Genomic DNA, 19026 nt, shown 5'->3' with positions numbered 1-19026 from the left:
ACCCCCCCCTAATCGAAACCAAAGGCCGTCCCGCCACCTTCGACGACGATATGTTCGGCTTTGATACTGGGGTCGCGCAGGTCTTCTGAATCGGCCAGCACGCGGGCGGTGAATCTGGCGCTGATCTCAGTTTCAATCTCGCGCAGCTCTGCCTCTTGGACGTCCTCTAATTCCCGTCGCGAGATTTCACGCGCACGGGCGGCTTCCAAGCTGGCGCGAAGTTCCATCTGCGTGAATTTGTGCGTCTCGGCTTTCAGGTGGCGCACATCCAGCGTCGGCGTAGAAATCTGATCTAGAATATCATCCGAGGCGTCCGATAGTGCGGCGAGGATCGACACGCCCCGCATGTAAAACCACCAATGATCACGCGCATGTTTGGTATCGAACCGGTTGCCAAAACCAGGACGATATTCCGCCACCGCCGCATGTGGGCAGGCTTTTTGTTCAAACTCAAAGGCGATGTCTTCCATATCTTCATCGCGCAAAACGGGTTGATCGGCATAATTCACAATGGGCCGCCCAAATTGATTAACCGACACTTTGTCGGGCGCATCGGCTTCGGCCTTGCGCGCTTTGGCGGCCTCAAGACGGAGCCTCTGCCGCGCAGATTTCACGGCAATACGACTTTGTGTGGAATTAAATGTTTTACGCATAATATGATTCCTGTGTTGCGTAGGTGGGTAGTGGGGATGACGTGTTAACTAAGGCCCACGCGCTTAGGCTCCGCCGCCATTCCGGCGCGAAGGATGCGTGTGGCATCCCGCAAATATGGAGGACGCCTGCGTGGCCGGTCCCTCGAAGGAGACCTAAGTGGTGTTGTGTTTTACGAGGAAGAAGCCACGCAGCAGTGTTTCACGTCTGGCGGCCTCACTTGATTGCTCCCGTTACAGGGAGTCAGGCACGCGCCAAACGGCCCCCGAGCGTTCGAACTACCAAACACCCATAGGCACACCGCCCTCTGGCACGGAAGAAAGGTCGACTCTCTCCTGTCCAATGTCCAAAGGAACGAGTTTAAACTACTCCCAAAAACGAAAGCGGGGAGCATTCTTTTTGAATCTACGGTTTCATGGGGGATTGCGGGCGGTGGAAGCGGGGAGAGATTATTTTTGAACGACTTTTTGAGGGCTTGAGTCACGCTCAACGTTCCGAAATCATCTGCGATGTTATATGTGCCGCCCGAAAATTTTATCTAATTTATAGGTGCCGTAACCAATTCATCACTGATGACATAGGCAAGACTTATGTCGACATTGCCACGACTCAGCGTTTCAAAGATTTGGCGTGGTGTCCTCCCAGACCGCAAGGTGGGGATGAGCGGTCAGGGAGGACAGCTGTCAATCGTTTGTCGCGGGCCGCGAGACACAATTGACATAAGGCGGCGCATGGGGGAGCCAGAGGCTACGCCGCACTCTCTGCAGAGGGCGCGCGATGCGCGCGAGGGTGACCTAGGCGGTCTGGGGTTGCGGTTGGACGAGGTAGTCGTGAAGGGCCAAGATCAATCCATCGGCAAGGCTAACGTCATAAGGCGAGACGTCTCGGATCGCGACTGAGTGCCAAAGCGAAAGCAGCTCTGAGGCTTCTGTAAGACTTGTGACCCTCATGTTACCAGCCAACTCCAGCAGGGTCTCTTGGCTTTTTAGCAGGCGATGGACCATCAGATCCGACGCGTCCGATTTATCATCATCGGGATGCACCTTTGCGAGCGTCGAAAGTTCAGCATCATATTGTTGGTAAATTTCATTGATATTGGCAATATATCCAGCTGGGTATCGCGTAGTTTCCTTTTTCATCCCGGTGAAGTTCATGGGTGTCTCCTGTGTTGAACAACTCAAACTCAACTTCGCAAATTTGGGGCCAAAGAAAAAATCTAATGTTTTCAATGCGTAAATGATCTGTTAACTCACAGATTTGGAAGACGACGCGCATTCTGCAAAGGCAGTTTTGCATTTTGCAAAAATCGGCGGTCAAAAACCGCGCTGGGGCCAGTTTGTGAATAACTGAAAATAACGGATTTTAGGCCATTTATCGCCCACTGGGGACACCGTTCTTAACCTCAGTTATTGAAAACCGCCTTCGAGTCACGTAACGGTATCGGATGATTTTAGAGCAGAACAATGTTCAGACCTATGGCAGCGGTGCGCGCACTTTGGTGTTTGCGCATGGCTATGGTTGTGACCAAAATATGTGGCGACCTGTGGCCGATGCGATGGCGGATCGTTACCGTGTTGTTCTGTTTGACTATATTGGGTTTGGACAGTCGGACCTCTCGGCTTATGCGTCTGACAAATATGCCACGTTGCAAGATTACGCGACGGATGTGATCAAGATTGCCCGCGAGTTGGAGCTACAAAATGCTGTCTTTGTCGGCCATTCCGTCAGCGCGATGATCGGGGCCTTGGCGAGCATTTCTGCGCCAGATTTGTTCGATGATCTGATCATGGTGGGGCCGTCGCCCTATTATATGAAAGATGGTGATTATAATGGCGGGTTCAGCCCGGCCGAGATCGAGGAAATGCTGGAGTTTCTGGATCACAATCATCTGGGCTGGTCCCAAGCCATGGCGCCCGCGATCATGGGCAATACCGATCGGCCAGAGCTGGGCGAGACGCTGACCAATAGTTTCTGCGCCACCGACCCGCAAGTCGCCCGCGATTTCGCCAAGGTGACGTTTCTCTCCGATTGCCGCGATAAATTGCCAGAGGTGAAGGCTCGAACCCTGATCCTGCAATGTGTCGATGACATCATCGCGCCCGAACATGTCGGGGCCTATGTCCACGCCAATATCGCAGGCAGTACGTTTAAAGTTCTGGACGCCTCTGGTCATTGCCCCAATCTCAGCGCGCCGCATCAGGTGACCGCCGCGATCGAAGCTTTCCTTTGAAATGAGTGCGCGGGCGGATCTTTTTGACCTCTTTAACGAAGCCCCGTGCGGCTTTATTTCCGTCTGTCCCAAAGGTTTAATTGTCAGGATTAATCGGACGCTGGCCGAATGGCTGGGCAAAACGCCCGAGGATTTGATGGACACGCCCTTCCGCGATTTGCTCAGCGTCGGCGGGCGGATGGCCTATGAAACGCATATTCGCCCGTTGCTTCGGATGCAGGGTTTTGTTCATGAGGTCAGCTTTGATCTGCTGGGCGCGGAAGAGACGCGCGTTCCCTTTATCGCCAATGTGTCTGAACGACGCGATGCTGATGGCGGGGTGCTCTCCTATCGATTTGCGCTGTTTAAATCTCAGGACAGGCGCCTGTATGAAAAGACGCTGCTGGAAGCGCGCAAAGCCGCCGAGGCCGAAGTCGAGCGCGAACGCCAAACCGCGCTGCTGCGGGATCAATTTATCGCAGTGCTGGGCCATGATCTGCGCAATCCACTTGCTGCGATTGTCAGCGGCATTCGGATTATGAAGCGCCGCTCGACCTTGACCGAGCGCGATATTATGATGCTCGACGAGATGACAAAAAGCGCGTGGCGGGCGGAACATTTGATCAAAGATGTCCTCGATCTGGCGCGCGGCACTTTGGGCGACGGTCTGGTCTTGCAATGCGAACTGGCGACCAATCTGCCAGAGGTGCTGGGCCAAGTTGTCGAAGAAATCCGCCTCGGCGCACCGGGACGCACCATCAATGCGGATTTGAACATAGACCGCCATGTCTTCTGCGACAGCGAGCGGGTCGGCCAGCTCCTCTCCAACCTGCTGGCCAATGCCATCACACATGGCGACCCCGCGCGCGAAATAAATGTCAGCGCCACGCTCGACGACGACCTGTTCACGCTCAGCGTTGAAAACTTTGGCGACCCGATCCCCGACGATTTGCGCGAGAACTTATTTCAGCCCTTCTTCCGCGGCAATGTGCGCGAACGCCGCGAAGGCTTGGGGCTGGGCCTGTTCATCGTCTCCGAAATCGGAAAAGCCCATGGCGGGCAAGTCGCGGTCGACTCCACCGATCAGGGCACGCGGTTCTACCTAAAAATGCCCCGCCTCGCCAAAGAGACCGCAGCGGAAGCCTAACCCGCTCCCAAACACCATTTCACCACGGCCTTCTGCGCGTGCAGCCTATTTTCGGCTTCGTCCCAGACGGCGCTTTGGGGGCCTTCTAGGACTTCTGTTGTCATTTCTTGTTCGCGGTAGGCGGGCAGGCAGTGGAGGAAGATGGCGTCGGGCGCGGCTTTGGCTAGGCGCGCGGCGTCGATTTGATAGGGCGTCAAGGCGGCGATCCGTTCGGCCTTATCTGTGTCGCCCATACTGACCCAGCAATCCGTGATCAGGGCGTTTGCGCCCTCGGCCGCGTCGTCGGGGGACAGGTCAAATTTGATCTTGGCGCCTTTGGCGATGGCGGCGTCAATCAGGCCGGCGGTTTTGGGGTTTTCATCCAAGCGGAAGCCTGCGGGGGAACTGATGCGCAGTTCATATCCAAAGGCGGGGGCGGCGTTGACGAAACTGGCGAGGACATTATTGCCATCCCCAATCCAGGCGAGTTTCGCCGTGGCGAGGTCTATGCCGCGCTCTTCGAGCGTTTGTAGGTCGGCCATGATCTGACACGGGTGATTATGATCGGACAGGCCATTGATGACAGGGACGTCGGCGTTGGCCGCGAAATCCGTGATGGTGGCGTGGGCGTTAGAGCGGATCATGACCGCATCGACAAAGCGGGACAACACATGGGCGGTGTCGGCAACGCTCTCGCCGCGGCCCAGCTGCATTTGATCTGCGCCCGCGACGATGGAACTGCCGCCCAGCTGTCGCATGCCTTGTTCGAATGAGAAGCGCGTGCGGGTCGAGGCTTTCTCGAAGATCATTGCGAGTGTGTGACCGTTCAGGGCGGGTTTGGGGTCGGTTGCGCCTTTGGGGAGGTCTTTCCTCGCGGCCTTCATCGCATGGGCATCATCCAAGATCGCGCGCAGTTGGACAGCGGGAATATCGGCAAGGGAGATGAAATGCGGCATGGGGACAGGCTCTTCGTCAAAACGAAGTGTTAGCCTATGTGGTGGGGGCGAGCAAGATAGGTTTGATTTATCGAGACCGCGCGCTAGAGCGGGCCATGATCAACGGATTAAAAATAGGGCTGGTGTGTTTTTTCGCGCTGTTTTTCGTACTCGCGGGGGTGATGCATTTCGTCAAGGTGGACGACTTTGCCGCGATTGTTCCGCCGCTGCTGCCTTTTCCCAAGCTGATCGTTTGGGTGACGGGCCTAATGGAAATCGCAATGGGCGTGATGCTGCTCTGCCCGCATTTTCGCGCCAATGTTGGCGTCGTGTTGGGCCTGTTTCTGCTGGCCGTTTTGCCCGCCAATATTTACATGGCGATGGCTGGAATTGGATTTGATGACGCTGTGGCCAGCCCCGCCGCGTTGTGGGGGCGTGTCGCCTTCCAATTCCCGCTGATCGCGGTGATTTATTGGTGCACCCGCCCAAGACAAGATGCGGTTTAGGCCGTGATCTGGGTCACGTCGGCCTGAGGCCTTTAACACGGATATCAAAAAGACGTCGGTTAAACCCCGCGCATCGGGATGCGCGAGGCTTTAAAAAATTTTGGCTTTCTATCCGCGATGTCCGCTGGGTTTGCCGCGTCCGCCGCTGCCGCCACGGGACCCGCCTTTGCCTTTCGGAGAACCGCTGGAGCCGGGTTTGCCACCCTTTGGACCCTTAGAGGGTCCGCGTCCGCCAAATTTATTTGGGGCAGGTTTGCGGGACTCTGAGGTTCCAACATGTTTCGGGGCGGGACGTTTGCCATCCGCGCTTCTGCCTTCGGGTTTTCGACCACGGGGTTCGGTGGCGGATGCGCCGCCAGACATTTTAGGTTTCCCACCACCGCGTGTTGGCGCCTTGCGAGAGCGGCCTTCGCGGGATGGTAAATCTTTCGCAGGTTTGTCCGCGAACGGCCCTTTTTGAGTTTTGTCAGATGGCATTGCGCGTGACGGATCACTGCGCCCTTCGGTTTGCGGGCGATTGCCGCGTCCATCTGTCTTTTTGGAATCCTTGCTGAAGCGTCCCTTTTTCTTGGACTTACCCCGACCTTTGCGCGCATCAGGCTGTGGCTTTTCTGGCGGGGGTAGGGCTTTACGAGCGCGTAGCTTTGTGACTTCTTCTGCCATATTGGTGGGGTTCTTGCCTTCGGGAATTTTCTCCTTCAGCAGCTTTTCAATATCGCGCAGATAATTTAGCTCATCCGTGTCTTTTTCCGTGGCAACCAAGCTGATCGCGATGCCGCTGGCGTTGGCGCGCGCGGTTCGGCCGATACGGTGAACATATTGCTCAGCCACATTGGGTAGCTCGAAGTTGAAGACGTGAGTAATGTCAGGAATGTCGATACCACGGGCCGCCACATCCGTCGCGACAAGCGTATTCACCGCGCCAGATTTAAACGCCTCGAGCGCACGCGTGCGCTGGTTCTGGTTTTTATTGCCATGGATCGCAACGGCCGGGATACCGACTTGCGCGAGTTTCTTAACAACGCGGTCCGCGCCATGCTTCGTACGGCAGAAGACGAGCGAACGTCCGACATTAGGTTGTAACAATTCAACGGCCAAGCGTTCCTGTTTGGATCCGCGCGACAGCTTATACATGATTTGCGTGACCTTATCCGCCGTGCGGTTGGCTGGCGTGACAGAGACATGGACAGGATCATCCAAAAATTGTTTAGATAGCTGTTTGATTTTCGGCGCGAGCGTCGCGGAGAAGAACAATGTCTGACGATCTTTTGGAATGACATTCACGATCTTCTTCAGCGCGTGAATAAAGCCCATGTCGAGCATTTGGTCAGCTTCATCGAGAATCAAGACTTCGACCTCATCCAAGCGAATGGCTTTACGGTCTAGGAGGTCGATAAGACGACCAGGCGTCGCAACAAGGACATCATTGCCACCTGACAGGCGTTTCATCTGGCGTGCAATCGGGACGCCGCCATAAACGATAGAAACCGAGAGGTTCATCATGTGACGTCCATAGTCACGGACAGCTTCGCCAATCTGGCTGGCCAATTCGCGGGTTGGGGCCAAGATCAGAACGCGCGCGCCCCGCTTTGGAGGTTCGCGGTCATCGGTGAAAATATGGTGGAGTGTTGGCAGGGTAAAACCAGCCGTCTTGCCTGTACCCGTCTGGGCAATGCCCATGACATCTTGGCCGTCCATTGCGGGCGGGATGGCTTGGGCTTGGATGGGGGTTGGCGTTGTGTGGCCCATATCGGCTAGGGCGCGGGCCAATGGCTCCGCCAGCTCGAGAGCGTCAAAATTCTTCATGTGGAGTTCCGTAAGTGTCTAACCGCAATCCTATGTCGCGGCGTGGAGGCTGCGCAGCATCGGGCCGGGCAGCATGTCAGACCTGTTACGGTCATCAATATATGTGCGGCGCGTAGGCCGCATCAGGGCAAACGTCAAGCGATTGGGTGAGTTTGGGTGATTGCAAAATTGGACGTTAACGGCTGTGTCGCGCGGCCTTGTCACGTTAACTAGACGGGTCGCCATTTGGCTCTTGTTTCCTTTTCAGACGCAAGCGGATGTCGTAGTTGAATTCCATTCTGCCGCAAATGGATCGGGGAACTTCCAAAATCATTCTCTGAAAATTCAAACGGCAAGTTCGAATTGGATGGAATTTAGTGACGCCATCAGCTTGAGGTTAAGAAACCGTTTGGCGTGTAATGACTATCGGTTCAGTTAACGTGACAAAGCCGTAGGACTATCTATTCGAAATTTGATAGTCGATTGGCTTGTAGGTGAAGTTGTTAGACTGCCCTGCCGAACAGGCTGTGAGCCCGACAAACATATCCATCTCTGACCGAAGCTTAAGGCAATCGCCAGGGCGGCTTTGCGGCGGTCTGACCTCAATTTTGCCAGTCTCGCTATCTACGTGCACATACATAAAGATGTTGAACGCTGTGTGGACATCATCTGGACCAAGTCCAAATTTTTCAACCGCTTTGCACAAATTACCAAAACATCCGTGGTGAGGGTCGTCGTCTCCGTATAATTTTCTGAACATTTCCGCAGAACAGGGCGTCAGGGTAAAATCATGTCGCCCGACGTCATCATGCACGATTGTCCACATGGGGTTACTTCTGTTAGAGTAGAGGATATCCTCTGTTGTGAGAAACATCCTACCAGCATAGTCGATGGAACGACCAGAGGATAGATATTCGCGAGGATCCGACAGATTATAGGATATCAAATCCGAAACCTGTTCTCCTTCGGGATCAATAATCGTCAATATCTGACCCGCTTTGATCAAAAACCCGTGGCCGCTGCGCGGTGAAATTCTTGTTGTCTCGCAGGCTGAATGTTGATTGCGCACTGATTAAACTCCTGCGTATTCTCGATTGAAAATTTGGGCTCAAAGCTCGGTTGAAAATGGGCACTTCCATTGCGCAGGATGAGCCTTTCCTGAGTACTGGCGGGCCTCGGAGCTATCCCCGAAATCATCTAGCATCGGATTTATCGACCCGTTAATCTCGAGTTCTCGCTTTCTAATGATTTCTTTCATCTTGTCATATCGTCCATCTGCGCGCAGTTTCTCGAACTGCAAGTTGGAATTAAAAACGAGTACCGGATACGGTGTACGTCTGGCATTACGGCTCGCTTTTCCGTGCATTCCGACTACGAAAAATGGGTGATTTGCAAGACTAAGGGAAAAGTGCGGACTATCTGGATCTTCAGAAACGTTCTCGTTCCATTTTAAGTCTAAGCCTGCGTCCATCTTGTGTAGCAATTTGAGTTGCTCCCAGAGCAAACCCTCGAAATGCTCTTCAGAAGACATCACTTCGCCATTAAAAACCGCAACAAATGAACGTATTCTCGCATCGTCTAAATCCAGCGTCCGCACATATTCCAATATATCTAAATGCAGTGTTGAGGTTGTGGCTTTATCCGCCAATTTTTCATAAACGCGAAAGCAAATATTATCTTGCGAGAGCGCGGCTTTAGCGCCCACACATGGGAATGATCGGTCCAGAACATAAGTCTGTATGTCTTTTATCGCCTTGAGTTTGGACGTGTCATAAAACGTTTCTGGCGAAACAGTCGACGTGATCGTGCGCTTGTCACATGAGGGCATTTAAGACTTTCTGGCGCGGGTCGGGCCGTAACTAGTCACGGCGGCTTGGTAGAGCATGTAGATGCAGCTACTCTTCTTCTTCCTGAGGTGATTTTGCTTTAGCTTCTGGCGTGATGTCAGTTAACGCATCATTTTGAAGCGCTTTCGAAGAAGCCATGGTCGTATTATTTGAGCTATCACGTGCCTCGCGCCAGGCTTCACTATTTCGCTTTGGGTTTTCCGACGAATCCATGTCATTTCCTTTCCAAACTTGCTTATTCTTGTAGTTTTAAAACTGCTGAGCGCCTGAAAAGTTCCAGTGTTTCAACTAAGAGTTAGAGGGACCAGAAAGGTTTTGTCAGGGGAACTAGGCGTCATTTTTTCGGGCAGGCCTTTTTGGCCCGAGTGGAAGCGGCTTTGTCACGTTAACGGAACCCTCCATCATTATGATGATTTCGGGAAATGTCTGAAAACTTGCTTTAACGTGACAAAGCCCCTTTGGCCTAGATTTGCGCCACGCGAAAGATTAAGCGCAATTGACCGTAGGAGGCTTGGTTTTGGACTTTTTTAATGGGCTGTTGAATGAGTTGACCTCTGGGGAACGCCCCGTGCTGAGCTTCCTCTTTTTTCTCAATATCGTTCTCTTGGTTTTATCGCGGCCGATTGTGAATCTGGTTGCCCCTAATCAAGACAATAAAACTCAGATTAAAATTGCGCAGTCTCTCAACATTCTCGTGCTCTTCTTTCAGATCGTAGACTTCGGTCTGCGACGAACTTTTGAAGAATATTCTGGCGGTTACCTCATCGATCTAGGTGTAAGCCTCATGGTTATTTATACTGGGGTCTTTTTCTATAGCGTCAGTGGAACCTATACGCGAAAGAGATTTGGTAAAAGCCGCGAGGTCGATAAGCAGACGATCTATTTAGAGACCTATAATTCCCGCCTCGTGAACATTGTCTTGCTTACAGTCATCGTGCTGACCGTTATTTATGGTCTGATCAAAATTTGGGGCGCAGATAGCCTGCTGGAAACCACCGGAATTTTTGGAATTTTTATTCTCTTTATGTCCTTTACCAGTTCCATCTGGGCGCCGGACATCGTCAGCGGTTTAATTATCCTCAATAGCGAAATGATCGTCGATGGAGACGTTGTGGTCGTGGAGGGTCACAAAGATGAGTTCATCGTCGCGCGCGTCACGCTGATCTATGTTGTCCTGTATGATGTGCGTAATAACCACCGAACCCTGTTGCGGAACACGCAATTTATCAAAGGCCGCATTGATAATTTCAGCCGCATCGCCAGTTCGGATGGCATCCGGCAGGCGCTCAGATATAATATTGGATACCCCGAAATGGGAGAAACCGCGGAGCTGCGAGAAGCCGCGCTCTTGTCATTCCGAAAAGACGTGGACGATATGTTCAAGCGGAGCTTTGATGCCTGCGCGATCAAAGATGATATAAAAATCAATCGCAATAAACCTTTTGAATGGCGGATGACAAATGCGGGGGATTACGCGCTTGAATATACGCTTTGGGCCTATCTGGACCGTATTCCTAATACCAAAGTGACCGCTACGATCCGCCGACATTTAATGGGCACGATGTATAAAATTAACGAGGCTGTTTATACGGCGTCCGTGATTGAAGGGGTGGAGTTATCAACGCCAGATTTGGTCACCGCAAAATTACAAACTCAGCAACCCGACGATCGTCGGGTGTAGAACTCGGCGTTCAAATTTCATTAACCCCAAATAGGTACCCAAACGTGTGGGATGGTTATCTAAACGTGTGTTGCTGCTTGTCGGCGGATTAAGCTTGTCGGGCTGTGTGGTTGACCCCGTGCCCTATGATCGGCCAGTTGCGCAAACTGCGGCCGAAATCAATTTCGTCAAATCGATTATGGACGCGGCGCAAACGCAATCCTCTGAAACAGGTCGCGAATTTTGCGGATATATTGGTCTCGATGCTGATGGAGAGTACGTTGCCACCCCGCCTAAACGCGGTCGCAAAAGCTCGTGCAAGCCAGATGACATTCCCGATGATTTCACGCAAATTGCCAGCTATCACACCCATGGGTCTTACTCCGAAGGTCATGACAGTGAGATACCCTCTGTCGAGGATATCGAAGCCGATATATATGAAGGCCATGACGGCTATATCGCGACACCGGGTGGACGGATCTGGTTTATCGACGGCTATAAGATGACCGCTAAAGTGCTGTGTGGAGAAAACTGCGTTCGCGCCGACGAAAATTATATTGCGGAGGTCGACCTAGATACAGGCCGCACCTATACGCTGGCGGAAATAGAACGTTTATTGGCCGCTGAGGATTAGGCGCGGGAAATCAAATTGCAGGGCTAATAGCGCTCGGCAGGAACAAAAATTTCTAGCATGTCGGCGTGAAAACTATCGCCCTGCAATTTTCCATTCCGATCAATCCACTGCACAGCCCATGCATCGCCATCGGGGCCTTTGACAGTCATTTTCGGGCTGCCAGATTTCAGACGGACAACTTGGCCAGTTTTAAGTTCACTCATGAGGGGCTCTTGGGTTTAGTTCGCATTTCGCGTTCCGTGTGGTCTTAGGCGCTCTCGCGGTGGATAGCCATCATCGGTAACAGACATCGCCGCCCCCATAATTTGACAGATCGAAAGCGGCGGGTTTATCGTTGAACGGGTGAAAGGGTGGGTCTACCAATGCTCCGTCTGAAACAAGTTAAACAAATTTTCTGGGCTTTGGGCTTTGGGCTGCTCTGCGGATGCGCTTCGATACCGTCTGGACCGCCGCCATCGTATTCAGATGATCTACTGAAATTGAACGAGACATTGTTTCGCGCCATGATCATAGATCAAGACCCCGCGCTTTTTACGGCCATAGCCGTTGAAGACTTTAGGGTACTCGCACCGGGGGGTGTGGTTGAAGGAAAAGCCCAGGCTATACAGGGATTACGCGCTTGGGATGTCGTGGATATCAAGATCATGAATCCACAAGTCGTGCGACACGGCAATATCGCAACGGTGATTAATCGCCTCGATATTGATGGGACGATGCAGCCAATTGGGCGCTGGGGCCCGCTGAAATCCATGCGAACATTTTCTTGGGAAGAAGGCGAGTGGCAACTCGTCTCTCACTCCCTAACCCCGTGTCTACCGAAGGCGGTTGAGCTTGGCCGATGTTAAGGAAGATGTCTTAGTTTCATGCGTTGAGGATAGGCCCGATAACCGTCAGCTTTTTAGGAATCATCCATCTTAAGTGCCGCAATAAAGGCTTCCTGTGGAATTTCCACGCGGCCGAATTGGCGCATCTTTTTCTTACCCTTTTTCTGCTTATCCAGCAGTTTGCGTTTCCGCGAGGCGTCGCCGCCATAGCATTTTGCCGTCACGTCTTTGCGCATGGCCGCGATGGTTTCGCGGGCAATGACCTTGCCGCCAATGGCAGCTTGGATTGGGATTTTGAACAAGTGACGCGGGATAAGGTCTTTCAGACGTTCGCACATCTGACGGCCACGGCTCTCCGCATTGCCCCTATGGACGAGCATGGACAGCGCATCGACGGGATCGCCGTTCACGAGGATCGACATCTTGACCAGATCGCCTTCTTTCAGACCAATCGCTTGGTAATCAAATGAGGCGTAACCTTTGGAGACGGATTTCAATCGGTCATAGAAATCAAACACGACCTCGTTGAGCGGCAACTCATATTCCACCATGGCGCGGCCATTGATGTAGTTTAGGGTCGTCTGAACACCGCGGCGATCTTGGCAAAGTTTCAAAATGCCGCCGAGATGGTCATCGGGGGTCATGATGGTCGCTTTAATCCAAGGTTCTTGGATGTGGTCGATTTGCATGACATCGGGCATGTCCGCAGGGTTATGCAGCTGGATCTCTGTGCCATCGCGCATGGCGAGCGTATAGACAACGGACGGCGCCGTTGTGATGAGGTCTAGATCAAATTCACGTTCCAGACGCTCTTGGATAATTTCCAAATGCAGGAGCCCCAAGAACCCGCAACGGAAGCCAAATCCGAGCGCGGCGGAGGTTTCCATCTCATAGCTGAAGCTCGCGTCGTTCAATCGCAAACGGCCCATGGCCGCGCGTAGGTCTTCGAAATCCGCTGCATCCACAGGGAAGATGCCACAGAACACAACGGGCTGTGCGGGCTTAAACCCATCCAGAGCGACGGGTGTCGGGCGTTTGTCTTCGGTAATCGTATCACCCACAGCGGCGTCGGCGACTTCTTTGATCGATCCCGTAAAGAATCCAATCTCGCCCGGACCGATGGATTTTACGTCGGTTGGTTTGGGCAGAAATGTCCCGACTTTGTCGACGGTGTAACTCGCGCCCGTGTTCATGGTCCGGATGCGCATGCCTTTTTTGATGGTGCCCTCAATGACGCGGAACAACACTACCACGCCCATATAGGTGTCATACCACGCGTCGACCAGCATGGCTTTCAACGGCGCGTCTGGGTCCTGTTGTGACGGAGGCGGCAAGCGTAGAGCAATGGCTTCAAGAACATCGGGAATACCGATGCCGGATTTGGCCGAACACTCGACGGCGTCCGATGTGTCGAGGCCGATAACATCTTCGATTTGTTGCTTTACGCGATCGGGTTCTGCGGCGGGCAGATCGATTTTGTTCAGGACCGTTACGATTTCGTGGTCATGCTCGATGGCTTGATAGACATTTGCAAGCGTTTGCGCTTCAACACCCTGCGAGGCGTCGACGACAAGAATGGAGCCTTCGCAGGCCGAAAGCGAACGCGAGACCTCATAGGCAAAGTCAACGTGACCTGGCGTATCCATCAGGTTCAAAATATAGGTTTTGCCGTCCTTAGCTGGATATTCAAGGCGCACGGTTTGGGCCTTGATCGTAATCCCACGCTCTTTTTCGATATCCATATTGTCCAGCACTTGCTCGGACATTTCACGGTCGGATAACCCGCCGCAATAGGAGATCAAACGGTCAGCCAAAGTGGACTTGCCGTGGTCAATATGGGCAACAATTGAGAAGTTGCGAATTAGGGACTGATCAGTAGGTTCGGACATGACCGCTATGTAGCGCGACACCGCAAAATAACAAGCGCGGTGCGCCGTCGCATGAAGGAGAAAGTGATGAGTTTTTGGACGCGAGTTTTCGGGCGCGGGGCTACGATATTGCCCGCAGACGGATCGGGCCAAACCGCCTCCTTTGAACCTAAAATTCCTCGAAAAACGACGGGGTTTAAACTCAACGCCGTCGATTGCGGCGATGAGTGGCCAAAAACATGGGATCGCCTACTAGCCCCTGGATGGGCTCTGGAGGGGCATTTCACGATGTGGGACGTTGCAAGTTTTGTCCGGGAGCAGCGGTTAGCTTACCCCGACGCGCATTTGTTCGCTGTTCTCGAAGATGTTCATCAGGCGTTTTACACGTCTGGTCACGCGTTAGAGCGCGATGGACTTGCCAATATTGAACCAGAAAAGACGCCGGGATTGCACCCCGCCTCCTTTGAGTCTTTTGCAGACGGCGAACCAGCTGAATTTATTGGTCTGTCTCATCCATCCGAATTTCCAATCCGACACGCAATGTTCATGGACTTCGTCGGAAAAAGCGCGGCAGGGGCTTGGCAAGGTCAATTGCACTGGAGCGACGGAAAACACGGGTGCCCCTCTATCGTCGGCGGCACACCAGAACGACCGGCAATTTCAGGCTGGGAGTGGGGTTGGGACAAGCGCAGTTACGTAATGCGCGTCCCAGCTAAAACGGCTGCCGAAGCGATCGCGGCGTTCCCAAATGGTTATTTTTACGGAGATCTCCAAGCTGATCAAAATTATCATTTAGCCAAGCATCTAGATGAAACCTTTGACCTTCGTATCTTTGGATTGGGCGCAACATATGCTGGGTATATGCGAGATACCCCCTTAAGCAAAAGCGAGGCATCTGCGTTAGGGGCAAATCTTGCGAAGCTTTATTCAAAAGCACCAGACGACGTGGCAAAGCAAATTGCCGACATCGTTTACGGCCAGCACACATTTTTTTTATCCTACGCAGATCGATAAAAAAAAGCGCGGCCTCTCTTCCAAGGGGGGAGAAGAGAGACCGCGCAACTGTCGCTTGGGGAAGCGTATCTTTCATACGCATCATTTATGCATTTGGTTCCCCATTGAGATCAAAACGGTCATTATTCATGACTTTTGTCCAAGCCGCGACGAAATCCTTCGCGAATTTCTCTTTATTGTCGTCTTGAGCATAGACTTCTGCATAGGCGCGAAGGATCGAATTTGATCCAAAGACGAGGTCTGCGCGCGTCGCTGTGAATTTGACCTTTCCAGTTTCTCGGTCGCGAAGCTCATATAGGTCATTGCCAACCGGGTGCCATGTGTTGCCCATATCGGTCAGGTTCACAAAATAATCGCTTGATAGCGAACCGACATTATCAGTGAAAACGCCATGGGCGTTGCCACCGTAATTGGCTCCAATGACGCGCATCCCGCCCAGCAGAACAGTCATGTCTGCGGCCGTCAGACCCATGAGTTGTGCGCGGTCGAGGAACATTTCATCCGCCACACCCGCATATTGATCTTTGGCGAAATTGCGGAAACCGTCAGCTTGAGGTTCGAGCACATCAAAACTTTCCGCATCCGTCATTTCTTGGGTTGCGTCGCCGCGTCCTGGTGTGAACGGTACGTCGACGTTAAACCCGCCAGCTTTTGCCACGGCTTCGACCCCGACATTACCCGCCAAGACGATGACGTCCGCAACAGACGCGCCTGTCTCGCTTGCAATCGGTTCAAGCGCGGAAAGCACGCGGCCCAAGCGAGCCGGCTCATTGCTTTCCCAGCTGCGCTGTGGGGCCAAGCGGATACGCGCACCATTGGCGCCGCCGCGTTTGTCAGAGCCGCGATATGTGCGTGCACTGTCCCAAGCTGTCGTAATCATTTCGACAGGGGTGAGGTCCGTCGCTTCGATCTTGGCTTTTACAGCCGCGACATCATAGGCGGTTGAGCCAGCAGGAATTGGATCTTGCCAAATTAAATCTTCTTCTGGCACCCATGGGCCGATGTAATTGGCTTTTGGTCCCATATCGCGATGGGTCAGTTTGAACCAAGCGCGAGCAAAGGTGTCGCGGAAATAGGCTTCATCGGCCATGAATTTTTCGCAGATTTCGCGGTAGATCGGGTCGACCTTCATCGCCATATCCGCGTCTGTCATGACGGGCATAGTTTTGGTCGTGCCGTCATCCGTATCGATTGGCATATCGATGTCTTCAATGTTGACCGGCTTCCATTGTTTCGCGCCAGCGGGGGAGGTCGTGAGTTCCCACTCGTGCCCGAAGAGCATATCGAAATAGCCCATGTCGAACTTGGTTGGCTCTGTCGTCCACGCGCCCTCTACACCTGATGTAATGTGGCCGCTTGGCTTGCCAGTGGAATTCGGGTTCATCCAGCCAAAGCCTTGGTCTTCAATGTTGCCGCCTTCGGGTTCGCGACCCAATGCACCAGCGTCGCCGTTTCCATGGGCTTTACCGACGGTGTGACCGCCAGCCGTGAGCGCAGCAGTTTCCTCGTCATTCATTGCCATACGGGCAAAGGTCACGCGGATGTGCTTTGCCGTGCGCGCTGGGTCGGGGTTTCCGTTCACGCCTTCGGGGTTCACATAGATAAGACCCATGTGGACGGCTGCCAGATTTGGACCAAGCGTATCTGCATCTTCAAGGTTTGCGTAGCGGTTTTCGGAAGGTGCAAGCCATTCTTTTTCCTCGCCCCAGTTTACATCAATTTCTGGTGCCCAGATATCTTCGCGACCAAAGGCAAAGCCATAAGTTTCAAGGCCCATATTTTCATAGGCAACGGTGCCGGCCAGCAGCATCAAATCGGCCCAAGAAATAGCATTGCCATATTTCTTTTTAATCGGCCATAAAAGGCGGCGGGCTTTGTCAAGATTGCCATTATCGGGCCAGCTGTTCAGCGGTGCGAAACGCAGGTTGCCTGTCGAACCGCCTCCGCGTCCATCGGACGTGCGATACGTACCAGCCGCGTGCCAAGACATGCGGATCATCAAGCCGCCATAATGTCCCCAATCGGCCGGCCACCAAGGTTGGCTGTCAGTCATCAGGGCGTGGAGGTCGGCTTTCAACGCGTCAAAATCCAGAGCTTTGACAGCCTCCTTATAATCAAAATCGGGGTCCATCGGATTGGAGCGCGCGCCATGTTGATGCAAAATTTCAACATTCAGGGCTTCTGGCCACCAGTCCTTCGTCGACGTTGAACGGCTGCTCGTTGCACTTCCGTGCATGACGGGGCATTTCCCGCCGGTATTGACTGTCATATCGTTCATAGTCTCTCTCCTTCAAAATATTGATACGGGATTTTTGTCCCTGAAGCTGGTCTTCGCCAGATTTGCACCCAAGATGAGGCGAAGTCATCGATTTGTCTAATTGATTGTTTTTATCATTATGATAGGCCTGACCTATGAATATTCGAGATCTCATTTATCTGCGGGCGATTGCACGTCACGGGCATTTTGGCAAAGCCGCAGAGAGTTGCAATGTCAGCCAGCCGACATTGTCTGTGCAATTGCAAAAATTAGAAGCCGACCTCGGTGTCACGTTAATTGAGCGAACAAAGCGCTCAGCCATGCTCACGCCCATCGGCGACCGCGTGTTAGGCCTCGCTGATGACGCCCTAGGTGCGGTCGATGCCATTCGCTCAATAACAGCCGAGGCGAGCGATCCATTTTCAGGACAATTTCGTTTTGGCTCAATCCCAACAATTTCGCCTTTCTTGGTTCCCGATGTCTTGCGGGCCTTAGGCGGAAGTTTCCCTCGCTTGCAGCTCGTGTTTCGCGAAAACATCACAGAGCGTTTGACGGAAGATCTTCTGAACGGAGACTTGGACGCCGCAATTCTGGCCACCCAACCCGAGACACCCCGCTTGATGGCGATTCCGCTTTATGATGAACCTTTGCTTGTCATTTATCCGATCGGACACGATCTGGGTGCGCTGGATCACCTTGATGTATCAGACCTCCCGCTGGACCAAATGATATTGCTCTCTGAAGGTCATTGTTTTCGAGACCAAGCTGTCGACCTCTGTCGTTTGAAAAGCCGCACCACTTTAGCGGAAACAAGTGTAACAAGTTTGGAAACGATTATTAGCTTGGTTGTCGCAGGGCAGGGAATTTCGATTGTACCCGCGTTGGCGCAAAGCTCAGGATGGCTTGACCGCCCAAACCTGGGTGTCAAATCTCTGCAAAATGCAAATGCAACACGCCAATTAAATCTCACCTTCCGTAAAACATCCCCACGACGCGCTCTGTTAAAGGCAGTAGCAGAACAAATGCACGCAGTTTTAAATTAAGGGCTCGGGCACATCAAAGTCTGTCAACTAGCCCCTTTTATTTATCAGTCATCTACATGACATTCGGCGAGGCATCGCGTACATTTAAATCCATGATTTATAGGTCGAAACAGGGACATGACTATTCTCGGTTTTCGGGATGGCGTCTCATAGCTCTGATCGCCGTCTATTTCGCATATGTGATTTGGTACACGAGTGTTGGGCCGTTTGGGCAACTCACCCGGATTGAAGGCTACACTTATCTGCAGGGTCGTGGATTTTATACAGGCGCAGATGCCGTCGCCGCGATAGACAGTCTGAGCGTTCTCGAACGTCGTTTAAAATATACGGCGCTAGGGTTAGATCTGATCTATATGTTTCTACAAACTTGGGTGTTTGAGGGGCTCATCGCTTTTGGACTATCCGCATTAGGTTTGATGAAGACCCGCTGGCGATGGTTGCTCATTCTGCCTATGGGTTTTTTGCTTTTTGATATGCTTGAAGACAGCGCATTAGCGCTTGTATTGGCTACATCCTCCGAATTTATCGGATCGGTAGCGGGTATATTTACGACTTTAAAGTTTGCATTTTTCTTACCCTTGATACCCATTTCACTGGGACTGGCAGGTGTCGGGAGTGTTGCCGCGATCTTGCGAAAAGGTAAGCCGTCAGGCTCGAGCAATTAACG

19 protein-coding genes are annotated in these 19026 nt (G+C 52.7%); 9 read left to right on the top strand and 10 right to left on the bottom strand.

What is annotated here, in order from left to right; all coding sequences use genetic code 11:
- Positions 1-8: 8 nt before the first annotated feature.
- Together IE073_RS07750 and IE073_RS07745 are read right to left on the bottom strand one after the other, a co-directional pair.
- Positions 9-653, bottom strand: a complete 645-nt coding sequence (locus IE073_RS07750) for a hypothetical protein (RefSeq protein ID WP_189583579.1) — start codon at positions 651-653, stop codon at positions 9-11.
- A gap of 792 nt (positions 654-1445) precedes the next feature.
- Complete coding sequence (locus IE073_RS07745; protein WP_189583576.1) at positions 1446-1805, bottom strand: hypothetical protein; 360 nt, start codon at positions 1803-1805, stop codon at positions 1446-1448.
- 290 nt (positions 1806-2095) lie between these two features.
- Here IE073_RS07745 and IE073_RS07740 point away from each other — a divergent pair, with 290 nt between their 5' ends.
- Positions 2096-2881: an alpha/beta fold hydrolase gene (locus tag IE073_RS07740; protein ID WP_189583573.1), complete on the top strand. Its 786-nt coding sequence runs from the start codon at positions 2096-2098 to the stop codon at positions 2879-2881.
- Between the two features lies 1 nt (position 2882).
- A complete protein-coding gene (locus tag IE073_RS07735) occupies positions 2883-4007 on the top strand; it encodes a PAS domain-containing sensor histidine kinase (protein WP_189583570.1) in 1125 nt (374 codons plus the stop codon).
- Here the strand turns inward: IE073_RS07735 and argF are convergent.
- The gene (argF, locus tag IE073_RS07730; RefSeq protein ID WP_189583567.1) at positions 4004-4942 is read right to left on the bottom strand and encodes an ornithine carbamoyltransferase; all 939 of its coding nucleotides are present in this window, start codon (positions 4940-4942) and stop codon (positions 4004-4006) included. The two genes, IE073_RS07735 and argF, sit on opposite strands and share 4 nt — an antisense overlap.
- 95 nt (positions 4943-5037) lie before the next feature.
- On the opposite strand from argF, the gene IE073_RS07725 reads away from it, so the two are divergent.
- A complete protein-coding gene (locus tag IE073_RS07725; RefSeq protein ID WP_189583564.1) occupies positions 5038-5427 on the top strand; it encodes a DoxX family protein in 390 nt (129 codons plus the stop codon).
- 108 nt (positions 5428-5535) lie between these two features.
- Here IE073_RS07725 and IE073_RS07720 read toward each other — a convergent pair whose 3' ends face one another.
- The 4 genes from IE073_RS07720 to IE073_RS07705 all read right to left on the bottom strand — a co-directional run bounded on the left by IE073_RS07720 (position 5536) and on the right by IE073_RS07705 (position 9272).
- Complete coding sequence (locus IE073_RS07720) at positions 5536-7233, bottom strand: DEAD/DEAH box helicase (protein ID WP_189583561.1); 1698 nt, start codon at positions 7231-7233, stop codon at positions 5536-5538.
- 436 nt (positions 7234-7669) lie between these two features.
- Positions 7670-8281: a DUF1989 domain-containing protein gene (locus tag IE073_RS07715; RefSeq protein WP_189583558.1), complete on the bottom strand. Its 612-nt coding sequence runs from the start codon at positions 8279-8281 to the stop codon at positions 7670-7672.
- Positions 8282-8320: 39 nt separating this feature from the next.
- Positions 8321-9040 carry a guanitoxin biosynthesis heme-dependent pre-guanitoxin N-hydroxylase GntA gene (gene gntA / locus IE073_RS07710; protein ID WP_189583555.1) on the bottom strand — a complete coding sequence of 240 codons (720 nt, stop codon included), beginning with the start codon at positions 9038-9040 and terminating at the stop codon, positions 8321-8323.
- A gap of 67 nt (positions 9041-9107) precedes the next feature.
- Positions 9108-9272 carry a hypothetical protein gene (locus IE073_RS07705; RefSeq protein ID WP_189583551.1) on the bottom strand — a complete coding sequence of 55 codons (165 nt, stop codon included), beginning with the start codon at positions 9270-9272 and terminating at the stop codon, positions 9108-9110.
- A 304-nt stretch (positions 9273-9576) separates the two neighbouring features.
- Here IE073_RS07705 and IE073_RS07700 point away from each other — a divergent pair, with 304 nt between their 5' ends.
- Positions 9577-10740, top strand: coding sequence for a mechanosensitive ion channel domain-containing protein (locus IE073_RS07700; RefSeq protein ID WP_189583549.1), 1164 nt, complete (start codon positions 9577-9579; stop codon positions 10738-10740).
- Positions 10741-10786: 46 nt separating this feature from the next.
- A complete protein-coding gene (locus IE073_RS07695; RefSeq protein WP_189583546.1) occupies positions 10787-11353 on the top strand; it encodes a DUF4329 domain-containing protein in 567 nt (188 codons plus the stop codon).
- 23 nt (positions 11354-11376) lie between these two features.
- Here IE073_RS07695 and IE073_RS07690 read toward each other — a convergent pair whose 3' ends face one another.
- Positions 11377-11556, bottom strand: a complete 180-nt coding sequence (locus tag IE073_RS07690; protein WP_189583544.1) for a YodC family protein — start codon at positions 11554-11556, stop codon at positions 11377-11379.
- Positions 11557-11715: 159 nt separating this feature from the next.
- On the opposite strand from IE073_RS07690, the gene IE073_RS07685 reads away from it, so the two are divergent.
- Positions 11716-12198, top strand: coding sequence for a nuclear transport factor 2 family protein (locus IE073_RS07685; protein ID WP_189583542.1), 483 nt, complete (start codon positions 11716-11718; stop codon positions 12196-12198).
- Positions 12199-12251: 53 nt separating this feature from the next.
- Here the strand turns inward: IE073_RS07685 and lepA are convergent, their stop codons facing one another.
- Entirely contained in the window at positions 12252-14066 is a 1815-nt protein-coding gene (gene lepA / locus IE073_RS07680; RefSeq protein WP_189583540.1) for a translation elongation factor 4, read from the bottom strand.
- Positions 14067-14132: 66 nt separating this feature from the next.
- Between lepA and IE073_RS07675 the strand changes: the two genes are divergently transcribed.
- Positions 14133-15059 carry a hypothetical protein gene (locus IE073_RS07675; protein WP_189583537.1) on the top strand — a complete coding sequence of 309 codons (927 nt, stop codon included), beginning with the start codon at positions 14133-14135 and terminating at the stop codon, positions 15057-15059.
- An 85-nt stretch (positions 15060-15144) separates the two neighbouring features.
- On the opposite strand, the gene katG is transcribed toward IE073_RS07675, so the two are convergent.
- Complete coding sequence (katG, locus tag IE073_RS07670) at positions 15145-17337, bottom strand: catalase/peroxidase HPI (RefSeq protein WP_189583535.1); 2193 nt, start codon at positions 17335-17337, stop codon at positions 15145-15147.
- Between the two features lie 134 nt (positions 17338-17471).
- Between katG and IE073_RS07665 the strand changes: the two genes are divergently transcribed.
- Together IE073_RS07665 and IE073_RS07660 are read left to right on the top strand one after the other, a co-directional pair.
- Positions 17472-18359, top strand: coding sequence for a LysR substrate-binding domain-containing protein (locus IE073_RS07665; protein WP_189583533.1), 888 nt, complete (start codon positions 17472-17474; stop codon positions 18357-18359).
- A 92-nt stretch (positions 18360-18451) separates the two neighbouring features.
- Positions 18452-19024, top strand: a complete 573-nt coding sequence (locus tag IE073_RS07660) for a hypothetical protein (protein WP_233349900.1) — start codon at positions 18452-18454, stop codon at positions 19022-19024.
- The last annotated feature ends 2 nt before the right edge of the window (positions 19025-19026 follow it).

It is taken from the genome of Litorimonas cladophorae, assembly GCF_014652455.1.
Classification (GTDB): domain Bacteria; phylum Pseudomonadota; class Alphaproteobacteria; order Caulobacterales; family Maricaulaceae; genus Litorimonas; species Litorimonas cladophorae.
The sequence above is the reverse complement of the archived record's forward strand: the minus strand, read 5'-3'. Positions and strand labels throughout refer to the sequence as shown.

Excerpts from the sequence above, each read along its gene's own strand:
- lepA (WP_189583540.1), bottom strand. The coding sequence starts at position 14,066 with ATGTCCGAACCTACTGATCAGTCCCTAATTCGCAACTTCTCAATTGTT.
- IE073_RS07740 (WP_189583573.1), top strand. The coding sequence starts at position 2,096 with ATGATTTTAGAGCAGAACAATGTTCAGACCTATGGCAGCGGTGCGCGC.
- IE073_RS07675 (WP_189583537.1), top strand. The coding sequence starts at position 14,133 with ATGAGTTTTTGGACGCGAGTTTTCGGGCGCGGGGCTACGATATTGCCC.
- IE073_RS07745 (WP_189583576.1), bottom strand. The coding sequence starts at position 1,805 with ATGAACTTCACCGGGATGAAAAAGGAAACTACGCGATACCCAGCTGGA.
- argF (WP_189583567.1), bottom strand. The coding sequence starts at position 4,942 with ATGCCGCATTTCATCTCCCTTGCCGATATTCCCGCTGTCCAACTGCGC.
- IE073_RS07685 (WP_189583542.1), top strand. The coding sequence starts at position 11,716 with ATGCTCCGTCTGAAACAAGTTAAACAAATTTTCTGGGCTTTGGGCTTT.
- IE073_RS07705 (WP_189583551.1), bottom strand. The coding sequence starts at position 9,272 with ATGGATTCGTCGGAAAACCCAAAGCGAAATAGTGAAGCCTGGCGCGAG.
- IE073_RS07735 (WP_189583570.1), top strand. The coding sequence starts at position 2,883 with ATGAGTGCGCGGGCGGATCTTTTTGACCTCTTTAACGAAGCCCCGTGC.
- IE073_RS07725 (WP_189583564.1), top strand. The coding sequence starts at position 5,038 with ATGATCAACGGATTAAAAATAGGGCTGGTGTGTTTTTTCGCGCTGTTT.
- IE073_RS07750 (WP_189583579.1), bottom strand. The coding sequence starts at position 653 with ATGCGTAAAACATTTAATTCCACACAAAGTCGTATTGCCGTGAAATCT.
- IE073_RS07665 (WP_189583533.1), top strand. The coding sequence starts at position 17,472 with ATGAATATTCGAGATCTCATTTATCTGCGGGCGATTGCACGTCACGGG.
- IE073_RS07660 (WP_233349900.1), top strand. The coding sequence starts at position 18,452 with ATGATTTATAGGTCGAAACAGGGACATGACTATTCTCGGTTTTCGGGA.
- katG (WP_189583535.1), bottom strand. The coding sequence starts at position 17,337 with ATGAACGATATGACAGTCAATACCGGCGGGAAATGCCCCGTCATGCAC.
- IE073_RS07720 (WP_189583561.1), bottom strand. The coding sequence starts at position 7,233 with ATGAAGAATTTTGACGCTCTCGAGCTGGCGGAGCCATTGGCCCGCGCC.
- gntA (WP_189583555.1), bottom strand. The coding sequence starts at position 9,040 with ATGCCCTCATGTGACAAGCGCACGATCACGTCGACTGTTTCGCCAGAA.
- IE073_RS07690 (WP_189583544.1), bottom strand. The coding sequence starts at position 11,556 with ATGAGTGAACTTAAAACTGGCCAAGTTGTCCGTCTGAAATCTGGCAGC.